Annotated in this window: 21 protein-coding genes and 1 pseudogene; 12 read left to right on the forward strand and 10 right to left on the reverse strand. The window is 42.4% G+C overall.

Annotation, left to right across the window (positions count from 1 at the left end):
- The 4 genes from M5V91_RS26080 to M5V91_RS26095 are packed head-to-tail and all read right to left on the reverse strand — an operon-like array spanning position 1 to position 4636.
- On the reverse strand, positions 1-1494 hold the full coding sequence (locus M5V91_RS26080; protein WP_019380051.1) for a Na+/H+ antiporter subunit D: 1494 nt from the start codon (positions 1492-1494) through the stop codon (positions 1-3).
- Entirely contained in the window at positions 1487-1825 is a 339-nt protein-coding gene (locus M5V91_RS26085) for a Na(+)/H(+) antiporter subunit C (protein ID WP_009331655.1), read from the reverse strand. Before M5V91_RS26085 ends, M5V91_RS26080 begins: the two co-directional genes overlap by 8 nt.
- Complete coding sequence (locus tag M5V91_RS26090; protein ID WP_009331654.1) at positions 1825-2247, reverse strand: Na(+)/H(+) antiporter subunit B; 423 nt, start codon at positions 2245-2247, stop codon at positions 1825-1827. Before M5V91_RS26090 ends, M5V91_RS26085 begins: the two co-directional genes overlap by 1 nt.
- Positions 2234-4636: a Na+/H+ antiporter subunit A gene (locus M5V91_RS26095; protein WP_019380052.1), complete on the reverse strand. Its 2403-nt coding sequence runs from the start codon at positions 4634-4636 to the stop codon at positions 2234-2236. Before M5V91_RS26095 ends, M5V91_RS26090 begins: the two co-directional genes overlap by 14 nt.
- Positions 4637-5085: 449 nt before the next feature.
- Between M5V91_RS26095 and M5V91_RS26100 the strand changes: the two genes are divergently transcribed.
- Positions 5086-5307 (forward strand): hypothetical protein, encoded by a 222-nt coding sequence (locus tag M5V91_RS26100; protein ID WP_019380053.1) that lies wholly within the window; start codon positions 5086-5088, stop codon positions 5305-5307.
- A gap of 325 nt (positions 5308-5632) precedes the next feature.
- Here the strand turns inward: M5V91_RS26100 and M5V91_RS26105 are convergent, their stop codons facing one another.
- Positions 5633-5995, reverse strand: a complete 363-nt coding sequence (locus M5V91_RS26105) for a hypothetical protein (RefSeq protein WP_284521595.1) — start codon at positions 5993-5995, stop codon at positions 5633-5635.
- 292 nt (positions 5996-6287) lie between these two features.
- Between M5V91_RS26105 and M5V91_RS26110 the strand changes: the two are divergent.
- Together M5V91_RS26110 and M5V91_RS30755 are read left to right on the forward strand one after the other, a co-directional pair.
- Positions 6288-6655 (forward strand): annotated as a pseudogene (locus M5V91_RS26110) (DUF5366 family protein).
- Positions 6634-6717 carry a DUF5366 family protein gene (locus tag M5V91_RS30755; RefSeq protein ID WP_369426005.1) on the forward strand — a complete coding sequence of 28 codons (84 nt, stop codon included), beginning with the start codon at positions 6634-6636 and terminating at the stop codon, positions 6715-6717. Before M5V91_RS26110 ends, M5V91_RS30755 begins: the two are co-directional and overlap by 22 nt.
- Positions 6718-6765: 48 nt before the next feature.
- On the opposite strand, the gene M5V91_RS26115 is transcribed toward M5V91_RS30755, so the two are convergent.
- Positions 6766-8622, reverse strand: a complete 1857-nt coding sequence (locus M5V91_RS26115) for a transglycosylase domain-containing protein (RefSeq protein WP_251175031.1) — start codon at positions 8620-8622, stop codon at positions 6766-6768.
- Positions 8623-8816: 194 nt separating this feature from the next.
- Here M5V91_RS26115 and kapD point away from each other — a divergent pair, with 194 nt between their 5' ends.
- Positions 8817-9437: a 3'-5' exonuclease KapD gene (gene kapD, locus M5V91_RS26120; protein ID WP_009331648.1), complete on the forward strand. Its 621-nt coding sequence runs from the start codon at positions 8817-8819 to the stop codon at positions 9435-9437.
- Positions 9438-9476: 39 nt separating this feature from the next.
- Here kapD and kapB read toward each other — a convergent pair whose 3' ends face one another.
- Positions 9477-9857, reverse strand: a complete 381-nt coding sequence (kapB, locus tag M5V91_RS26125; protein WP_009331647.1) for a kinase-associated lipoprotein KapB — start codon at positions 9855-9857, stop codon at positions 9477-9479.
- A 121-nt stretch (positions 9858-9978) separates the two neighbouring features.
- Between kapB and M5V91_RS26130 the strand changes: the two genes are divergently transcribed.
- The 5 genes from M5V91_RS26130 (at position 9979) to M5V91_RS26150 (ending at position 13450) form a co-directional block, all read left to right on the forward strand.
- Positions 9979-10713: a peptidylprolyl isomerase gene (locus M5V91_RS26130; RefSeq protein ID WP_251156292.1), complete on the forward strand. Its 735-nt coding sequence runs from the start codon at positions 9979-9981 to the stop codon at positions 10711-10713.
- An 82-nt stretch (positions 10714-10795) separates the two neighbouring features.
- Entirely contained in the window at positions 10796-11029 is a 234-nt protein-coding gene (locus M5V91_RS26135; protein ID WP_284521596.1) for a hypothetical protein, read from the forward strand.
- Between the two features lie 364 nt (positions 11030-11393).
- Entirely contained in the window at positions 11394-11957 is a 564-nt protein-coding gene (locus tag M5V91_RS26140) for a superoxide dismutase family protein (RefSeq protein ID WP_009331644.1), read from the forward strand.
- Positions 11958-12055: 98 nt separating this feature from the next.
- A complete protein-coding gene (locus M5V91_RS26145) occupies positions 12056-12430 on the forward strand; it encodes a PH domain-containing protein (RefSeq protein ID WP_009331643.1) in 375 nt (124 codons plus the stop codon).
- A 90-nt stretch (positions 12431-12520) separates the two neighbouring features.
- A complete protein-coding gene (locus tag M5V91_RS26150; RefSeq protein ID WP_284521597.1) occupies positions 12521-13450 on the forward strand; it encodes a nuclease-related domain-containing protein in 930 nt (309 codons plus the stop codon).
- Between the two features lie 669 nt (positions 13451-14119).
- Here M5V91_RS26150 and M5V91_RS26155 read toward each other — a convergent pair.
- Positions 14120-15289 carry a MalY/PatB family protein gene (locus M5V91_RS26155; RefSeq protein ID WP_251156293.1) on the reverse strand — a complete coding sequence of 390 codons (1170 nt, stop codon included), beginning with the start codon at positions 15287-15289 and terminating at the stop codon, positions 14120-14122.
- Between the two features lie 113 nt (positions 15290-15402).
- On the opposite strand from M5V91_RS26155, the gene M5V91_RS26160 reads away from it, so the two are divergent.
- Positions 15403-15663 (forward strand): DUF1871 family protein, encoded by a 261-nt coding sequence (locus M5V91_RS26160; RefSeq protein WP_009331640.1) that lies wholly within the window; start codon positions 15403-15405, stop codon positions 15661-15663.
- 51 nt (positions 15664-15714) lie between these two features.
- On the opposite strand, the gene M5V91_RS26165 is transcribed toward M5V91_RS26160, so the two are convergent.
- Entirely contained in the window at positions 15715-16563 is an 849-nt protein-coding gene (locus tag M5V91_RS26165; protein WP_009331639.1) for an alpha/beta fold hydrolase, read from the reverse strand.
- A 174-nt stretch (positions 16564-16737) separates the two neighbouring features.
- Between M5V91_RS26165 and M5V91_RS26170 the strand changes: the two genes are divergently transcribed.
- Together M5V91_RS26170 and M5V91_RS26175 are read left to right on the forward strand one after the other, a co-directional pair.
- The gene (locus tag M5V91_RS26170; RefSeq protein ID WP_071156710.1) at positions 16738-17241 is read left to right on the forward strand and encodes an Lrp/AsnC family transcriptional regulator; all 504 of its coding nucleotides are present in this window, start codon (positions 16738-16740) and stop codon (positions 17239-17241) included.
- Positions 17241-18416, forward strand: coding sequence for an aminotransferase (locus tag M5V91_RS26175; protein WP_071156712.1), 1176 nt, complete (start codon positions 17241-17243; stop codon positions 18414-18416). The genes M5V91_RS26170 and M5V91_RS26175 overlap by 1 nt, the downstream gene beginning before the upstream one ends.
- A 101-nt stretch (positions 18417-18517) precedes the next feature.
- Here M5V91_RS26175 and M5V91_RS26180 read toward each other — a convergent pair whose 3' ends face one another.
- Positions 18518-18886, reverse strand: coding sequence for a helix-turn-helix domain-containing protein (locus M5V91_RS26180; RefSeq protein WP_009331636.1), 369 nt, complete (start codon positions 18884-18886; stop codon positions 18518-18520).
- Positions 18887-18936: the final 50 nt, after the last annotated feature.

The following is an 18936-nucleotide window of genomic DNA, read 5'->3' on the forward strand; positions in this document are numbered from 1 at the left end:
TCAATACTCCTTTAAAACTGCTTCAATATATATTTCTGGATTTGCAAGAGTTTCAGCAGCCTGTAAGATATACGGATAAACATACTCCGAGCCGGCTCCGTAGAAAACGGCAATGACAACAAGGATAACCGGGGCAATCATCATTTTGCCGACAGGTACTTTGTCTTCCCCTTTATAGGCGCGAGGTGTACCCCAAAAGCCATTAATGAAGACTTTCATGATTGAGAACAGCACAAGAAGACTGGACATTAAAACAATCCCTGCTCCCCAGTAATGTTCTGCTTCGAAACCGCCTTTAACAATTAGAAGCTTTCCAACAAATCCGCTTAACGGCGGGATTCCCGCAAGAGCAAGCGCTGCGATGAAAAAGGTCCAGCCCAGACCAGGATAGCGCTTGATCAACCCGCTTATCTTATGCAGGTTGCTTGTACCGGCTATCGCTATAACGATGCCGGCAAGTAAAAATAGAGCCGCCTTAATAATCATATCATGAATCAAATAGAAGATGGACCCGGTAAGGGAATCAGTCGTCATCGCTGATACTCCAAACAAAATCGCCCCTACAGCAATAATGATATTGTAGATGATAATTTTCTTAATATCCCAGTAGGCAATTGCTCCAATGACTCCGGCGATGATCGACATAACCGCCAAAAAGCTCAAGAGCTGATGGGTAAAGCCAGTATCATGATAAAAGAACAACGTATAGGTTCTTGTAATGGAGTAAACTCCGACTTTTGTCAGCAGCGCTCCGAATAAAGCCAAAACAGGAGCAGGCGGCGCATAGTAAGAGCCCGGCATCCAGAAATATAAAGGAAAAATGGCTCCTTTCAATCCAAATACGATTAAAAACAGCACAGCAATCACTGTAATGATTCCAGGGGGATTCCCTTGGCTGGCTTCGCTGATGCGGACGGATATATGCGCCATATTGAGTGTTCCAACAACGGAATAAAGGTAGGCTACAGCTATAACAAACAGAGCGGAAGATATAACGTTTACAAGGATATATTTAATGGACTCCCTAAGCTGTGCCTTCTTTCCTCCCAGTACAAGCAATACATAGGAAGCCATCAGCATAACCTCAAAAAATACGAAAAGGTTGAAGATATCTCCTGTTGTAAACGCACCGTTCACGCCAACAATTAAAAAGTTGAAGGCAGCATAATAGTAAAACTTCTCTCTGGCTTCCCCAATGCTCCAAAATGAATAAATCAAGCATAGAAATGCTATTATACTGGTTGTCAGCACCAGCAGAGCTGACATCATGTCAGAAACAAGCGTGATCCCAAACGGAGCCTCCCAGCTTGAAACATCCAGCGTTTGTATCCCGTCAACTCGAACCTTCTGAACCAGCAAGGCAGAAAAAATGATTGCAATCACTGATGAAATGCCTGCAATCCACCTTTGCAGCATAATTCTCTTAGCGGCGAAGATGAGAAGGACACCCGTAACTAAAGGGATCAGGATGGGCAATATTAAAAAGTTAATCATTTCCTTCAGTTCCTCTCATTCGATCCATATTATCAGTGCCAAGCTCCTGGTAGGCACGGTATGCCAGTACAAGGAAAAACGCAGTGACCCCGAAGCTGATTACAATTGCCGTCAGGATAAGAGCCTGGGGAATCGGATCGGTATAGGGTGCTTTTTCGCCCAGCAGCGGGGCAGATCCTGTTTTTAAACCGCCCATCGTTAATATCAGCATATGTGCCCCATGACTTAAAAGACCGGTTCCGACAATAATGCGAAGCAAGCTTTTTGACAGCATGAGATAAGTAGCTGACATAAATAAAATACCAATTACGAAAGCCATTAATATTTCCATTATTCATCCTCCCCTATCGTTTGAATAATGGTCATCGTAACGCCAACAACAACCAGAAAAACACCCAGGTCAAACAGTGTAGCTGTATGGAGGGAAGTGTCCCCCAGGACTGGCAAGTCAACATGTCCAAAAGCATGGGTAAGGAAAGGGACATTAAATAGCAATGCTCCCGCCCCTGTACCAATTGCAAATAGCAGTCCAACTGCAATCATGTGAATATAATTGACAGGAAGGATTTTTGAGACAGTTTTCATGTCAAAAGCCAGCAGCAGCAGAACGATTGCCCCCGATGTCAGCAAACCGCCGACGAATCCGCCCCCCGGTGTATAATGACCGGCAAAAAAGATATGGATAGAGAAAAGAACAATGAGAAACAAAACTACTTTCGTAGCGGTCTGCAGAATAATATCATTTGTTTTCATTTTTCTTTCCTCCTTCCAGGCGAAGTTTAATCATAGCGAAAATTCCAAGGGCTGCAATTCCGAGAACCGTAATTTCAAACATGGTATCAAAGCCCCGGAAATCAACAAGTATTACGTTTACCATGTTTTTCCCGGCTGCTTCCTTATACGTATTCTCGACGTAATATTGCGCAATGGAAGGAAACATCTTATTGCTGTGGGCAGATAGGGCAATCAGCGTGACAATCGCACCCACCCCGACAGAAATAAGGGCATTCGTCATTTTAAATCTCATCCGCTCCTCATGCCGAAGCTTAGGCAGATGGTAGAAAGCAAGCAGGAATAAAGAGACAGAAATAGTCTCGATTACAAGCTGTGTTAATGCAAGGTCAGGAGCACGGAAAATAACAAAGAACAATGAAACGGTATATCCGACTGCCCCCAGCAGAATGATGGATGTCATTCTGGATTTTACAAAAAGAATGGAAACAGATGCAGCAGCGATGACTAATGCCAGCAGAACCTCCGCATAATGGATGTCGGCCACATGCTCCGTGTCAAATTTAAACGCATCTTTCAGAACCAGTGTGGTAGCCAAAGCTACAATGAAAAATGAAAAAATATACACAAGATAGGTTCTGATGAATCCGTTCATATATAATCTTGTTAAGTTGAAGGAAGCCCTCTGTGATACTTCCAGCATAGAATCGTAAAAACGATTTAGCGCCAATTTCTCAGGGAAAAGATTATACACACTTCTCCACTTCGGCAGAGTGACAAAAAGCAGAATTCCCAATGTAATAACACCCAATGTCATAAACAATTCAGGCGTAAATCCATGCCAGAAGTATATATGAGTATCATACACATACCCTTCAACAGGCATGATGGCGGCCTGTGCAGGAGAGATGAGCGTGTTTGAAATAATATTAGGGAAGAAACCGATAATGATCACTAGTGAAGCCAGGATAATGGGTGATATTAGCATACCGATTGGAGCTTCGTGCGGTTTCTTTTCTAATTGTTCAGGCTGGAACTTGCCTGTGAACGTTTTGAATACAAGAATCATGCTGTAAATGAACGTGAATACACTTGCCACCCAGGCAAGAACAGGGAACAAGAATCCCCATGTATCCAAATTTAATATATCCATTTCCAGAACACGGACCATTCCTGTGAAGAACATTTCTTTACTTAAGAACCCATTAAAAGGCGGAAGCCCGGCCATAGAAAATGTCCCGATGACCGCCAAAGTAAAAGTAATCGGCATAAAGTTCATCAGACCGCCAAGCTTGCGGATATCACGGGTGCCGGTTTCATGGTCTACGATTCCAGCTACCATAAATAGACTTCCTTTAAAAGTGGCATGGTTAATCAAATGAAAGACAGCAGCTGTAGTGGCAACCGTATAAATACTGTCTTCTACTGTTTCGAAGTGAAGTGCTGCAGCACCAATGCCGAGAAGGGACATGATCATCCCCAGCTGGCTGACCGTTGAGAAAGCCAGGATGGCTTTAAGGTCAGTCTGTTTGACAGCTGAGAAGGAACCCCAGAATAATGTTGTAATGCCAAATCCTGCAATGAGCCAGAGCCAGAGCGAGTGCTCCGCAAATACCGGACTCATACGTGCAACTAAATAAATGCCTGCTTTAACCATTGTTGCCGAATGAAGATATGCGCTGACAGGTGTTGGAGCTTCCATGGCATCCGGCAGCCAGATGTGAAATGGAAATTGTGCAGACTTGGTAAAGGCCCCAAGCAAAATGCAAAGCAAAGCAGGAACAAATAATGCATGTGAAAATATCTCATCTGATTGAGCAATAATTTCGGAAATGCTGAAAGTACCAGTCATCATATAAAGAAGTATGATGCCTCCAAGCATAGAAAGACCGCCGAAAACCGTGATGATCATCGACTTCTGTGCACCATATCTTGATTTCTCTCTGTGGTACCAGTACCCGATTAGCAGGAATGAAGAAAAGCTCGTAAATTCCCAGAAAGTATAAAGCACAATCAAGTTATCCGAAAGGACAACTCCCAGCATAGCCCCCATAAATAGAAGCAAGTAAACATAGAAGGTGTTCAGTTTTTCTTTGTTTTTATCCAAGTAATAGATGGAATACAGAACAACTAAGGCTCCTATTCCGGTGATCAGCAAAGCAAAAAGCAAACCAAGTCCGTCTACTTTTGCCGTGAAATCGATCCCAAGAGCGGGAATCCATGCAAAAGATTTTGTGACGGATTGCTGATTGGAGGTGATGGATAAATAAGAGATAAAATAACTGAATAAAAGGATTGGCAGAGGAAGTACGAACCAACCCGTATGTATCTGCCTAAACAGCTTGTACGCAATAGGCACAAGGATGGCAAGCAAAAATGGTGAAATTATTGCCAGGTGAAGCAGAGACAAAACATTACCCCCTTTTAAATTAATTGTTGTTACTCGAAAAAGTATCCTAGTATGCAGCTTGATGTAGCGGCTATATGGCTTCTAACAGTTCAGTATATTTAGAAAACTGTATTTTTCCTCCGCAGCATGTATAAAACTTTTTTCGCAATACGTAAAGCGCTTAATAAAAGTTTTTCCACCTTCCCCCATATTATCCAGCCAAGGGAGGCAAGACAGGCGTGCCATAATCATCATTACTATCCGCTCATGCACCTCAGAACAAATTATAACCTAAAAATAAAGTCTGTGCATTCTTCAAACCCTTATCAGTAAAGGATTTATCCATTCTTATTAAATAGGTAGAAACACGAATTAATCAGGAAAAATTTTTTGAAAAAATGTCTCCCAAAACAGCATTTTTGTATAAAAAAACATTAATTTACGCACACTACTCATAGGTGGTGTTGTGTATGATTAAGCATAAAATTTCAGCAGCCATTACAATCTTTGCCCTTCTGTTTGCAGGCGCCTGGATATTGGACCACCAAACCAAAAGGGAATTCTATATTCCGGCAGACGAAGAAGAAGTGGTCGAATTATTACCGGCAAATTACGAAATGGAAGCTGAAAATAAGCAAAAGCTGAAGGTGTTTGAACCGAGAGAATATGTGAGGATACAGACAGCATCATAAGAAAAGCGGACTCCCCTCGAGGGGCAGGCGCTCCTCCCAAAAGCTGCCGCTTTTAGTAGTGCGATGATAAAGCTGGCTAAGCGTTCCTTTTGAAGCCAGACAACAAGAAGAGGATGAGAAATGGCTCATCCTCTCTTACTGCTGTTTTAAAGTTTACTTTGGCCGCGGTTATGAAAAATCATGATGAATAGAGGGACCGTAATGATGAAGGAAAGAAAGAATAAGAAGAGAAATTTGGAGAAGGGCGTAATATTTTTTTCAATATCGTCCGCATACATTTCAAAAAAATCCCTGATTGATTCATTGCCGAGCACATTGGATGCTGTCAGGAATTCATTTTTGTCATAATCATAGTAAAAGAAATCTTTTTCTTAAAAATAAATAAGCCATCTCTTTTTTGTTCTAATTCCAAAAAAACAATGCCAATGTGAGATGAATATTCTTCAGTTTCCTCTTCATTTTCTGATGTTTGCGGGTCATCAGGTGTAACAATCTTTGTTACTTGCCCCTGCATCCCGTATGCATCAATGACTGAAAAGGAGTCTTCGCTGTAATAATGGATAGTGCTGCGAAGCTGTTCTTCAAGTATGTCCTCGAACTCTTTTTCAGCATCAGCAGCTTTTGCAGGCATAAGGTACTGAACTGACAGCAATACGGCAAACAAAAAACAGCATATTCCTTTTTTCATTTCCTTCCCCCTTTTTCTCTATTTAATGCAAGATTTACTAGAATATGGTTTATGTCTATGCTAGGAAACACTAAAATATACAGAAGGGATAAGCTGTTGTAAAAATTATGAAAATCACTGATAATAGATAGCTAGAGTAAAGAAAGACAAATATGGATGGGGAAAAATGAAAAATACATATCTGACGAGTTATTTTCCGCTTTTGGCGATTATTTTGTTTAGTACTTCTCTGGCATTAAAAACCCAGATGGAATTAGTTTATTTTCTGAAAAAGACAGGAATTTTCCAGGGGATGCTAGAGTTCTTTTCAGAAGGCGGCGTAAAGCTGTCACTGACGGTCCTCCTCCTGGTCCTTTTTTTATGGTGTTTGCAGCCTTGAAATTGGTGGCAGATACGATCAATGGACTGTCACTTCTGTTCTTTTCTAAAGATCTGGAAGGGGAAAGTCTGACAAAGTCGAGGCAAGGTTCGGCCATCTATTTTATTGGAGGCGCTTTGTCGCTTCTGAGTTTATTCAGTTATATCGGGATTGCCATCCTTTTTGCGGCCGCTACCTTTATTTATTTCAGTTACTTTGTTTATAAAGCCAGTTCTTCATTGACTGCATCCGGCATTGCTGGTGTGATTTTTTTCAGGTTATGGTCTGGTCTTCTCTTTTAACAGGAATACTCTATCTTTCTTTGAAAATACACAACAGCATCATGGCAAGTCTGCCGATATAGTAAAAGGAGGCCGCAGTAAAGGGCCTCCTTTAAAGTAAACATATCATTTTAATCAGACATTATATCCTTCCAAATCAGCAGCTGGGGAGAAGCCGATTCGATAGAAGCCAGATTTCCGGGCCGATCCTTTCCAACCCAGACACCTGCTGTATACTGGCCAGTCAAGCCCACAAACCAGAAATCATGATAGCCATTAGTGGTTCCTGTTTTGCCGCCGGCATATCCAATTGGCAGACGTGCTTTCCGTGCAGTGCCGGATTGAACGGTCCTGGCCATTAAATTCCTCACTTTTTCTATCGTTTTTTCGCTCCAAACCTGCGTTTTAGAATCATCCCAGCTATAAAGCAATTTTCCTTTCAGGTCAGTGATTTTACGGATGGCTCTTGCCGGCTGGTAATAACCATCATTTGCAAACACAGTATATGCTGATGTGAGTTCAAGCGGTGTCATCCCGTATGTAAAACCTCCTATAGCTGCAGAAAGGGCATGATCCTTATCTGTAACCTTTTTAAAACCAAACTTATCTAAATCACGAAAACCATTTTCAATTCCAATGTCGTCCAGCAGTCTTACTGCAGGTGTATTATACGAATAAATAAAGGCTTTTTCGAGTGTTGTCGATCCATAGCGGGCACCGCCATAATTCTGGGGGCAATACCCATTTTTGCAGAAAGGTCCTGCATTCACTTGATCATGAATGGCTGCGCTGGTGTGCTCAAAGTATGGTGCATAAACAAGCAGCGGCTTAATAGCGGAACCGGGCTGTCTGTATGCCTGGAAAGCTCGATTAAAGTTGTATTTCTTATAATTCTTTCCGCCTGCAAGCGCTGTTATTTCATGTGATCCATTATCTATCACGGCTGCTGCACCTTCCACATCCTTGTAGGACAGGCGCTTATTAAGGGAATTTGCAGCCTTTTCCTGAAGGGCAGGGTTCAGGGCAGTTTCAATGATTATGCCTTGCTCCATTATTTGGGATATTCTCTTATCAAGCTTGGCGCTCAATGATGCTTTTTCCTGCTCTCCTGCTTTTAGGAGCTTATCCTGATAGCCTTCTTTAACAGAAATTAATTCACGCAGCTCCGCTTCTACATATGAAACATAATCCGGATATAAATCTATTCTTTGTTTGACCTGAAGCTGAATCCGTTCACTTTTCATCTTCTCTGCTTCCTTAGGCGAAATCAGCTGCTCTTCCTTTAATTGATCAATCAGCCGCTCCTGCCTTTCTTTTGTATGGTTAAAGTGTTTCATAGGATCATATAAAGATGGGTTGTTTGGGATGGCAGCCAAAAAAGCTTCTTGAGCTTTGGTCAGGTCTTTGGCGCTTTTTTTAAAATAGAGCTGGGAAGCAGCCTCAATTCCGTAAGCTCCATTATGGAAATAAATTGCGTTAATATACAATTCCAGAATTTTTTCTTTGGATAATTTCCTCTCCAGTTCATATGCATATAGGAGTTCACTGAGCTTACGGTTATAGGATTGTTCATGATTCAGAAAGATATTACGAGCCAGCTGCTGGGTAATGGTGCTGGCCCCCTGTTCAATATCATCCGATTGGATGTTGATGGCCAGGGCACGTCCAATGGCAGCAACATCGAATCCGGCATGGTCATAAAAGTGCTGGTCCTCCGCTGTGATAAAAACATCCTTAAGAAAAGGGGAAATGTCACCTGACGATAGGCTGATTCTGTTTACCGGATGATCCATTTCAGAGATTACCTGGCCGTTGCCTGCTTTAATATAACTTGTCTGGGGCAGGCTGACTTCTTTTATTTCAAGCTTTTCATCCAGCAGCTCATGAAATCCCTGAACCTTTTGCGATTCAGCAGAGACAGCAAATACCAGTAAAGAAAAAATAGGAAGCAAGAGAATGATGATCATAAATCCAGACCAGGAACGCAAAGGAATCCGCCTCCGTTATTTTAAACTTCTATCCTATTTTTCGGCTTTTTTTCTGAGGAGTTAAGCTTTTTTAAGAAGGCAGACGCTGCTGAAAAATTCCGGCTTAAATGCAATTTACTCAGAAAATTGAAATATTTCATGCTATAATATAAGAAATTATGTGCGTGAATTTCTAATGGAAAGCAGGTGAAAACATGGGGGAGGAACACCAATACCTATTTATTGATTTTGAGTTTACCATGCCTGAGAAAGGCAGTGCTTTCAGAGGGTTTTTTCCGGAAATTATCGAAGCGGGAATTGTATCAGTCATCGGCAATCAAGTTTGTGAAGAGTTCTCTTCATATGTAACTCCCGTCCGGTTTCCGAAATTGTCCGAGCGCTGCAAATCCTTTCTGCATATAACACAGGAACAGGTAGACCAGGGCATCGATTTTCTTGAACTCGTGAAAAAAATGATAGATATGAACAGAAACCGTCCATGCACGATTGTTACGTGGGGAAATATGGATATGAAGGTGCTTAGAAATAATTGTACCCACGCTGGAGTTGACTTTCCGTTCAGAGGCAGGGAAGTGGATCTTTCGATGGAATATAAGCGTTTCTTCGGGGATCAAAACCAGACAGGATTATGGAAAGCCGTTCAGGAATATGGCAAGGAAGGAACAGGAAAACATCACCGGGCTTTGGATGATGCCTTAACGACTTACAATATTTTCAGATTGGTAGAAAAAGATAAGAAATATCTGCAGAAGCCGGAACCTACTACAATTGGCGATCGGGTGGACTTCTCGAAACTGTTTAATAAATTTGCCTGACAAGCCAAATCCATCAAAATGATTTGGCTTGTTTTCATTTTACTTAAAATAATCCTTTTCCAATGAGTCAAGATTCCTTATGCTTTGTTCTGCCCAGGGAGAAGAATCTCCTTCCAGCTCCGTTCTCATTTTATCCAAAGCTATTTGCAGCGAATCCTTATAATCTGGTATTTCTTCACTAAAGGGCTTTACCATCTGCTTAGGCACATTGGTCTGCTCTCTGTATGCAAGCGCGCGGCGCTCATGGAAAAGCATCACGTCCGCCTCTTTAGGATTATGCAAGTCGCCCTGCATTGGATGCTTTAAGACCGCAAGCACTCTGACCAGGTAATGCTGTGGCCGGATGTCTGTAACTTCCCCGATATACTTGCCTGTTTTATAGATGGCTGTTACTCTATCGCCGATCTTTACTTCTGCCAATCTAACCTCTCCTTTTCATTTTTCTTTAGCCCTATTATGAAGCTTGAAAAAACAAAGTGCAAATTTTCAATAAATCAGGTAAGCTAAAAAATGATTAGTTTTTTCATAGGAGGATGAGAAAATGAAATGTCGTTTTCTAGCACCGCTTCTTTTTCTGATGCTGATCCTGGCAGCATGCGGGACAAGCACTGAAAAAGAAGAGGACAAGGCAAATGGTTCTGCTGCTGAAGAAAGCCAAACAGATAACCAGGCAAGTGAAGAAGCACCGGACAGCTTTCCGCAATTAACAGAAGAAGTTGAGGGAAATGAAAGACTGGTGGAAATGCAGACGTCAAAAGGGAATATTAAAATTAAACTTTTCCCGGATCAGGCTCCCAAAGCGGTTGAAAACTTCATTAAGCATAGTGAAGATGGCTATTACGATGGGGTGACTTTCCACCGTGTCATTCAGGAATTTATGATCCAGGGAGGCGACCCTGAGGGAACCGGCAGGGGCGGAGAAAGCATTTACGGTGAAGCGTTTGAAGATGAATTCTCCAACGAGCTCTTTCACATTCGCGGTGCGCTATCAATGGCAAATGCAGGTCCGAATACAAACGGTAGCCAATTCTTTATTGTTCAGAACACGAGACTTGATCCAAGCTTGAAAGGGCAAATGGAAAAGGCCGGTTATCCGGAAGATATTATTAAAGCTTATGAAAATGGTGGTACACCAACGCTTGACCATAAGCACACCGTTTTTGGACAGGTTGTTGAGGGAATGGATGTAGTCGACAGTATCGCAGAAGTTGAAACTGCCGAAGAGGACAAGCCAGCGGAAGATGTGGTCATTGAAAAGATAGAGGTTTTAAAATAAGTGTATAAACATTGGACTGTGTAATCATTGCTGATATAATAATTCGGGTGGACACTGCTTTTAGCAGAAAGGATTGATTAGGATGTTGCAATGGTATGTACTGTCGCTGTTTCTATATTTTCCGGAAGATAAATCAGAATATGGCCCTGCAGCTGTAACGTTTGCCATCTTTTTAGTTGCGGCCATTCTTACAATGAGATTAATTATCCGTGTGTCAAAGCGCGAAGCAGCCAAGGCGAAAGAGCTTGAAGAGCGCATCGATAGGCAAAATAGACAAGGGGGAACAGCTGAGCAGCTGTTCTTCTTTTTTTGTTAAGAAATTATAACTTTGATAACTGTCTAGCGCAAGCAGCCTACCCCCTCGAGGTCACAACCTTGTCTAGTTTCGGCTCCTAGGGACTCGGGGTCATAAGCCGTTTCCTTTCAGAAGGAAGAACGCCTTCTTACAGGAACCGTCTTATGCCTGAGGCCCGCAGGACAGGGAAGGCTTCGTCAGCATAAACATCGCATGACCGAAAGCGACAGCTTTTGGGAGGATGCGGGTCATGCAGACGTTGCCACAGGACGAGGCGATCTTAGTCTGCGTTCCTTAGGTGAGCAAGGAGCTTGCGCTTTTCTTGTTTATTGATAAAGTGATTGGGCAACACTAAAGACAAAATGTCTTGATGGAGGATTCAATCATGAAAAAAGCGCTGATGCTTGGTTTTGTTCTTCTTCTGTCCGGTTGCGGGGAAGAGAACATTACGAATACGGAAGTTGAAATGTTTAACGCTGCAGGTGATTCATTAGGGACAATTAAGGTGCAGGAACAGGCGAGCGGAGTAAAGTTGAGCGGGGGTCTGAGCGGACTTCCTCCGGGGGAACTTGCCATCCATATCCATGAAGAAGCAAAATGCGAGCCTCCTGACTTTAAATCGGCAGGGAATCATTTCAATCCTGACAATAAGGAACATGGGCTGCTTCATCCCAAAGGATCACATGCGGGTGATCTTCCCAACCTGATTGTTGAGGATGACGGCAAGGCTAAGATTGACTTTATGGCGCCCCAAGTCACGTTAAAAGAAGACAAAAATTCTTTGTTGACAAAGGAAGGGACTTCCATTGTTATCCATGATGGACCAGATGATGGCATGACTCAGCCGGCAGGAGATTCAGGAGAACGCATTGCCTGCGGCCGTATTTCAAAAGATAAAGAAGAAGAAGGACAGAAAAAAGCACAGGACGATCAATCAACAGAAGAATAAATAATTGAAGGCTTTCCTGGCAGGGGAGACTTTATCACTGGGAATTTTTCCGAACGATCCGTATAATGGAGTTAAACCTTATAATGGAGGTTGGTTAAATGGGAATTTTCGATGGTTTTATCGGCAATGCATCTGAAGCGGACATTAATGAGGTTCAGGAGGAATTTTCAGCAGTCCTTGCCCCGAGTGAACAGGTTGAAAAAGCCTATAGGCTCGTCCGCGATTTATTCATTTTTACAAACAAGCGTCTGATTCTGGTGGATAAGCAAGGAATCACAGGGAAAAAAATCGAGTATCATTCCATCCCTTACAAAAACATCACCCATTTTAGCATTGAAACCGCAGGCAGCTTCGATCTGGAGGCCGAATTAAAAATTTGGATCTCAGGATCAGACGAACCAATTGAAAAGCATTTTAATAAAAACTTGAACATATACGAAGTGCAGAGTGTGCTTGCTGAATATGTACTATAAATCCCCTTGCTAGTATAACCAAGGGGATTTTGCTTGTAGTTCAGGTGGAATTTTCATAAAATTAAATTATCTTGATAAAGGATGTGAGTGATGATAAACAGACTCCGTTTCGAACCAAAGGAGCTGGAAATGCTCCGCTTTCTGTCCCGCCGCCTGGAACTGCCTTTGAAAAATGAAAATCAGTATCTGCATTTAGAGAAGGGCTATGCAGGCGAGCAGCATTTTGATAGGGAGCTTCAGGACTTGCCAGACTCTTGCATTATTCTAAATGATCTATTGCTGGAAAACAGCAATACCCATTTCCAAATCGATACTCTCCTTATCGCCGGCGGCACTATATTCATCTTTGAAGTAAAAAACTATGAAGGGGACTATTACATAGAAAATGAAAGATGGTATTCCCTGCTATCCAAAACAGAAATAAAAAATCCCCTCCTCCAGCTGCAAAGAAGCGAAACCCTTTTACGGGGCCTCCTTAAAGAATTCGGCTACCATCTTCCCATCAAATCACATCTGATATTCATTAATCCCGGCTTTCAGCTTTATCAAGCTCCTATCAATATTCCTGCAGTATTTCCTTCGCAGCTTAATCGATTCCTGGAGAAATTAAAAACTATTCCTAATGCGGCGAAATCGAGAAACCTGAAGCTGGCTGAACAGTTAAATGCCCGCTGCTTGAAGGAGAATCCCTATGTTCGGATTCCAGAATACACTTATGACCTTTTGAGGAAAGGGATTATATGCAGTTCGTGTACTTCGTTTTTAGCCCGCTTTACTCAAGGTTACTTAACCTGCGGGGAATGTGGATCGAAAGAAAAGGTGGATACTGCAGTACTGAGAAGTGTAAAGGAATTTGCGGTTTTGTTTCCGGATAGGAAAATTACTACAAATACAATAGTAGATTGGTGCGGTGGTATTGGTTCCGGGAAAGTGGTGCAGAGGATACTAGTGAGAAATTATGAAAAAAGGGGAGGGGGAAGGCTTCTTATTACCAAGCATGCCAAAGGGAGGAAAAAGTGAATGGAGGTCAGATGGATTAACACCGAAAATAAGAGAGGCAAGAGGAAAATGGTAGTTAATCGGAAGAGTTAACACCGAAAACAAGAAGGGGAGGGAAAATGGTAGTTAATCGGAGGATTAACGCCGAAAATAGGGGAGGGGAGAAAAATGGTAGTTAATCAGAGGGATTAACGCCGAAAATAAGGGTGTAAAAGAAAAATGGTAGTTAATCAGATGGATTAACACCGAAAATAGGGGAGGAGAGAAAAATGGTAGTTAATCAGAGGGATTAACGCCGAGAATAAGAGGTGCAAAGAAAAACGGTAGTTAATCGGATGGATTAACGCCAAAAATACGGGATGCAAAGAAAAATGGTAGTTAATCGGAGGGATTAACGCCAAAAATAAGGGGTCCACAGAAAAACGGTAGTTAATCAGAGGGATTAACGCCGAAAATAAGAGGTACAAAGAAAAACGGTAGTTAATCGGATGGATTAACGCCGAAAATAAGGGGTGCAAAGAAAATGGTAGTTAATCAGAGAGATTAACACCGAAAAAAGGAGAGGAGAGAGGAAAATGGTAATTAATCAGAAGTATTAAGGACGAAAAAAGAGAAACAAGAGAGTATGGACAACCGGGATATCCCAGCACACAAAAAAGCACGGCCTCAGCCGTGCCTCCACAAACGCTATCACCCAAAAGCTCTTTTCAGCCTCTCCAGCCCTTCCGCCAATACTTCATGAGGGCAGGCAATATTCATTCGAACAAATCCTTCGCCGCCCGGGCCGTATTTCGGACCTGGTTCCAGGGCTAGCTTCCCTTTTTCCAAAAGGTTTTGGCGCAGTTCGGCATCAGTTAATCCCATTCCGCGGCAATCAAGCCATAGAAGATATGTGCCGTCTGGCTCCATCAAGCGAATACCCGGAAGGTGTTGTGTAATAAATTCCGCAGCAGTCCTTTTATTTTCTTCCAGATAATCCATCAAACCATCAAGCCATTCTTCACCATGGCGGTAAGCTGCTTCCATGCCAATAATTCCAAAAGCGGACAGTGTGAAGAATCCTTGCTTGTGCTGTTCTGCCTGAAAAGCCTTCCGCAGCTTCTCATTGCTTATAATGGCAGCTGAAGCTTGAATTCCTGCAAGGTTCCAGGTTTTTGTGGGAGCTATGCAGGTGACCGTGAGTTCTGCAAATCGCGGATCCAGTGAAGCAAGGGGATAATGCTTATGGCCTTTATAAATTAAATCAGAATGAATCTCGTCAGAAAGAATAAGGCAATCATATTTAACACATAGCTCCCCTATTTTCCTCAGTTCCTCTTCTGTCCACATTCGGCCGCCCGGGTTGTGCGGATTGCAGAGAAGGAATAGTTTCACGCCCTCTTTCAATTTGTTTTCAAAATCGGCAAAATCAATTACGTACCGGCCATTCTCGAGTTTCAATTGAGAATTAACGACAGTGCGCCCATTCTGTTTAATCATCTCAAAGAATGGAGTATATACTGGAGACTGCAGCAATACTTTATCCTCTTTTTCAGTAAAAGCCTGGATGGCAGTTGCGATGGAGGGAACCACTCCCGTGCTGTATAGAATCCACTCATTTTCGATTTTCCAGCCATGCCGTTTGTTCAGCCACTGTCCGATAGCTTCTGCAGTAGAATCCGGTGCATACGTATATCCATAGACCCCATGAGCAATTCTGTCTTCAATGGCTTGCTTTACTTCTTCGGGAGGCTGAAAGTCCATGTCTGCTACCCACATGGGCAATACATCGGATCTGCCAAAAACCTCCTTGGTCCGATCCCATTTAACAGAAGCTGTATTTTCCCTGCTGATTTTTTGATGGAAATTAAAACGATTCAATCCTGTCACCGCCTTAAGAATTCTTTTATGTACCTTGACTCTATGATATGATATTGATGCTAAAAATTAAAATATTGCGGCTCGGTCGGCCGAATAATAAAAAGGTGATATACATGGAAATTCAGCAAACGAATCTCTTGCTTGTCTACACCCTGGATCAGTGGGATCCATTTGGAGTGGGGCCGGGCAATTATGATACTGAAATTGCGGATTCAGTCCAGGCAGTCCATGACTTAAATGATTTAATGAAATTGGCCAGGAAGATTCAATCCATTTATGAATTCTCGTTTGAGGAAATTATTCCTTTGGAAAAATGCAAAGAAATCTCAGGGCGTCTTCTGGAAATAAAGAATAATGGCTCCTGTGCTATTTAAGATAAAAACGGCAGCTCTCAGACCTTGGGGCTGCCATTTTTATTCACAATACTATACACTTTCCTGTACCCGAACGGTATTCATAAAACTCTTGATATGCTGAAGAACATCTTCCGGCCGTTCTTCCGGCACAAGATGCCCGGTTTCTTTTAATACCACCAGCTTGGAATGTTTTAAATCCTTATTCAGCCGTTTGCCGATATGAAGCGGGACGACTCTGTCATGTTCTCCCCAAATTAATAGACAAGGCGTTTCTATTTTCTTCAATGCAGAGGCAGGCATATCGCCTTCCCTATCGCGAATCATCCTGGTTAAAGCCCGGAAAATATCGTCTTCTAAAAATGGCGACAAATATCCGTAAAGCATTTCATCATCAATCATGGAATGATCGTAGACAACATTTTTTAAATTCTGCTTTACCCCTGAGCGCTGTAGATATAATTTAACATACAGATGAAAGAAAGGTATGTAACTTGAAAAGATGATATGCGGCTTCATTCGTTTCATATATCCGGAACTGCAAAGCAATACTGCCTGGTCTACGAGTTCAGGCTTGGAGTGTGCGACATTTAAAACAATCTGTCCCCCCATGGAATGGCCAATTAAAGTAACTTTTTCAAAGCCCATCTTTTCTGATAAGCGGATAACCGTATCCGCCAAGTTTTTGTATGAGTAGACGAACTGCTGGGATTTTCCGCTTTTGCCGAAGGGCGGCAAATCAATTGATACCACATTGAATTCCGTTTGCAGCAGAGGAATCAGCCTGCGATAGCTAAAGGTGGATGACAGAAAACCATGCAGCAGCACCAGGGTATCCCTGGAGGACTCATGTTTGTAGTATTCATAATAGACCTCTGTTCCATTAATAGGCTCTGTTCCAGAAAAAGTCGCTTGTTCCATTGGCCTTCCCCTCCTAGTCCCGGTTTTACTTTATTTTCCCCTTAAACTTAATCTTGACACATATGATTTTAAAGAAATTAATAAATAATGAAAGTGACACATTTATTTTCCGCAGTTTTTGCTATAATGTAACTATTTTATAGAGTAAATCACTAAAGGATGGGAGCGACAAAGGTGAAATTAACTGAAAAGCAAATAGAGGTTTTAGAAATTTTAGAAAACAACAGTGCGCGAATCCCTGTGGAAGACATTGCGAAAATGGCTGAATTAAGTATGGCTGAAACAGAAACTATTTTAGATAAACTCGAGGAAATGAAAGTGCTTGTGCGTTTTAATTCCGTTATTGACTGGTCAAAAGTCGACGGTCATGAAGGGGTTACCGCAATGATTGATGTGAAGGTCGCTCCAAAGCGCGGGGTGGGATTTGATGAAGTTGCACAAAGAATTTACCGTTTCAAAGAAGTAAGGTCTGTCTATTTAATGTCCGGTGCCTATGATCTTTCTGTCATCATCGAAGGCCGTTCCATGAATGAGGTCGCCCGATTTGTATCAGAAAAGCTATCGACTCTCGATTCTGTCTTATCGACAACCACACATTTTATTCTAAAAAAATATAAGCATGACGGCACTATTTTTGAACATAATGAAGACGACAAACGAATTGTGGTGTCACCGTAATGAATGGAACTAAGTCTTATTTATCAAAAACGGTGGAAGAGCTGAAGCCTTCCGGGATCCGCCGCTTTTTTGACCTTGCTGCAGGAATGGAAGGAGTCATCTCCCTTGGGGTGGGGGAACCTGATTTCATCACACCATGGTCTGTGCGTGAGGCAGCCATCCTATCGCTTGAGCAGGGATATACATCTTATACGGCTAATGCCGGGTTAATGGAGCTTCGGGAGGAAATTGCAGGATATATGCAGAAAAGCTTCGGAGTATGTTATTCTCCCCGGAGTGAAATAATCGTGACAGTGGGAGCGAGCCAGGCGCTTGATATAGCTCTTAGGGCCATCCTCGATCCGGGCGATGAAGTAATTGTAGTCGAGCCAAGCTTTGTATCCTATGTGCCATTAGTGTCTCTTGCGGGCGGTGTGCCTGTTCAGGTTCAAACTTTAAAAGAGAATGGGTTTAAGATTCTGCCTAAGCAGCTGGAAAAAGTAATAACTGACAGAACTAAAGCCATTATACTTTGTTCACCCAATAATCCGACTGGAACAATGTTAAGTGGGAGTGAACTGGAGGCCATTGCCCAAATAGCTGAAAAATACGATTTGCTGGTTCTTTCAGATGAGATTTATGCTGAGCTTGCTTATGATGGCGAGTATACAAGTTTTGCCGCAATAAGCGGGATGAAAAAAAGAACCATCCTGATCTCGGGATTTTCAAAGGGGTTTGCCATGACAGGCTGGAGATTGGGGTTTGTCTGCGCTCCTGAAGCGATATCCCAGGCGATGCTGAAAATTCACCAGTATGCGATGATGTGTGCGCCAACGATGGCCCAGTTTGCCGCTCTTGAAGCCTTGAAAACAGGCAGATCAGATGTTGAGGATATGAAAAAGAGCTATAAGCGCAGGCGGAATTATTTCGTTCAATCCCTAAATGAACTGGGATTAACATGCCATGTGCCGGGCGGAGCCTTTTATGCTTTCCCATCTATTGAAAGTACGGGACTTTCTTCTGAAGAATTTGCAGAAAAGCTGCTGCTGGAGGAAAAGGTAGCGGTGGTGCCAGGCAATATTTTTGGCGAAAGCGGGGAAGGCCATGTGCGCTGCTCTTATGCCACTTCCATGGAGTTGCTGCAGGAAGCAATTAAGAGAATTGGCCATTTCTTAAAGCGAAACCAAAAGGCATAAAAAAAGGACAATCCGCAACAGATTGTCAACTTCAAAAGGGGGAATACTAGAAAGCCTTACACTACAAGGCTAACCAGTATTCTCTTTTTATATACTCTCTTTTATAAAACTTTTTGATCATATTTGATCTCAAATAGCATTTGCATGACACGGAGGAAATCTTCCTCGCTGAATTCCTTTGCTTTGCGCAAGATGAGCTTAGCTTTTTTGGTGCCAATTTCACGCACAAGCTGTTCAATTTCATAATCGATTCCTGACTGGCCCTTCTGAAGTTCCTGTTCAAGCAGCTCAGAAGCTGGAATATCGAGGGCGGTTGAGATTTTTAAAACAGTCTGGGTATCAGGAATCTGGTCTCCATTTTCATATTTTGCAATCGTCCCCGTTCCAACTCTCACTTTCAAAGCTAGCTGCTGCTGGGTTATATTTGCGCGTTCTCGGCAGGCTTTAATGTTATGGCCGATTTTTGACATACCCATCACTCCCACTGTCAATTTCTTCTATCTATATTTTATCATGAGAA

It is taken from the genome of Cytobacillus pseudoceanisediminis, from assembly GCF_023516215.1.
In the GTDB taxonomy this organism is placed as follows: domain Bacteria; phylum Bacillota; class Bacilli; order Bacillales; family Cytobacillaceae; genus Cytobacillus; species Cytobacillus pseudoceanisediminis.

Coding starts and splice junctions, on each gene's coding strand:
- M5V91_RS26080 (WP_019380051.1), bottom strand. CDS start 1,494: ATGATTAACTTTTTAATATTGCCCATCCTGATCCCTTTAGTTACGGGT.
- M5V91_RS26085 (WP_009331655.1), bottom strand. CDS start 1,825: ATGGAAATATTAATGGCTTTCGTAATTGGTATTTTATTTATGTCAGCT.
- M5V91_RS26090 (WP_009331654.1), bottom strand. CDS start 2,247: ATGAAAACAAATGATATTATTCTGCAGACCGCTACGAAAGTAGTTTTG.
- M5V91_RS26100 (WP_019380053.1), top strand. CDS start 5,086: ATGATTAAGCATAAAATTTCAGCAGCCATTACAATCTTTGCCCTTCTG.
- M5V91_RS26105 (WP_284521595.1), bottom strand. CDS start 5,995: ATGAAAAAAGGAATATGCTGTTTTTTGTTTGCCGTATTGCTGTCAGTT.
- M5V91_RS30755 (WP_369426005.1), top strand. CDS start 6,634: ATGGTCTGGTCTTCTCTTTTAACAGGAATACTCTATCTTTCTTTGAAA.
- kapD (WP_009331648.1), top strand. CDS start 8,817: ATGGGGGAGGAACACCAATACCTATTTATTGATTTTGAGTTTACCATG.
- M5V91_RS26130 (WP_251156292.1), top strand. CDS start 9,979: ATGAAATGTCGTTTTCTAGCACCGCTTCTTTTTCTGATGCTGATCCTG.
- M5V91_RS26135 (WP_284521596.1), top strand. CDS start 10,796: ATGTTGCAATGGTATGTACTGTCGCTGTTTCTATATTTTCCGGAAGAT.
- M5V91_RS26140 (WP_009331644.1), top strand. CDS start 11,394: ATGAAAAAAGCGCTGATGCTTGGTTTTGTTCTTCTTCTGTCCGGTTGC.
- M5V91_RS26145 (WP_009331643.1), top strand. CDS start 12,056: ATGGGAATTTTCGATGGTTTTATCGGCAATGCATCTGAAGCGGACATT.
- M5V91_RS26150 (WP_284521597.1), top strand. CDS start 12,521: ATGATAAACAGACTCCGTTTCGAACCAAAGGAGCTGGAAATGCTCCGC.
- M5V91_RS26160 (WP_009331640.1), top strand. CDS start 15,403: ATGGAAATTCAGCAAACGAATCTCTTGCTTGTCTACACCCTGGATCAG.
- M5V91_RS26165 (WP_009331639.1), bottom strand. CDS start 16,563: ATGGAACAAGCGACTTTTTCTGGAACAGAGCCTATTAATGGAACAGAG.
- M5V91_RS26175 (WP_071156712.1), top strand. CDS start 17,241: ATGAATGGAACTAAGTCTTATTTATCAAAAACGGTGGAAGAGCTGAAG.
- M5V91_RS26180 (WP_009331636.1), bottom strand. CDS start 18,886: ATGTCAAAAATCGGCCATAACATTAAAGCCTGCCGAGAACGCGCAAAT.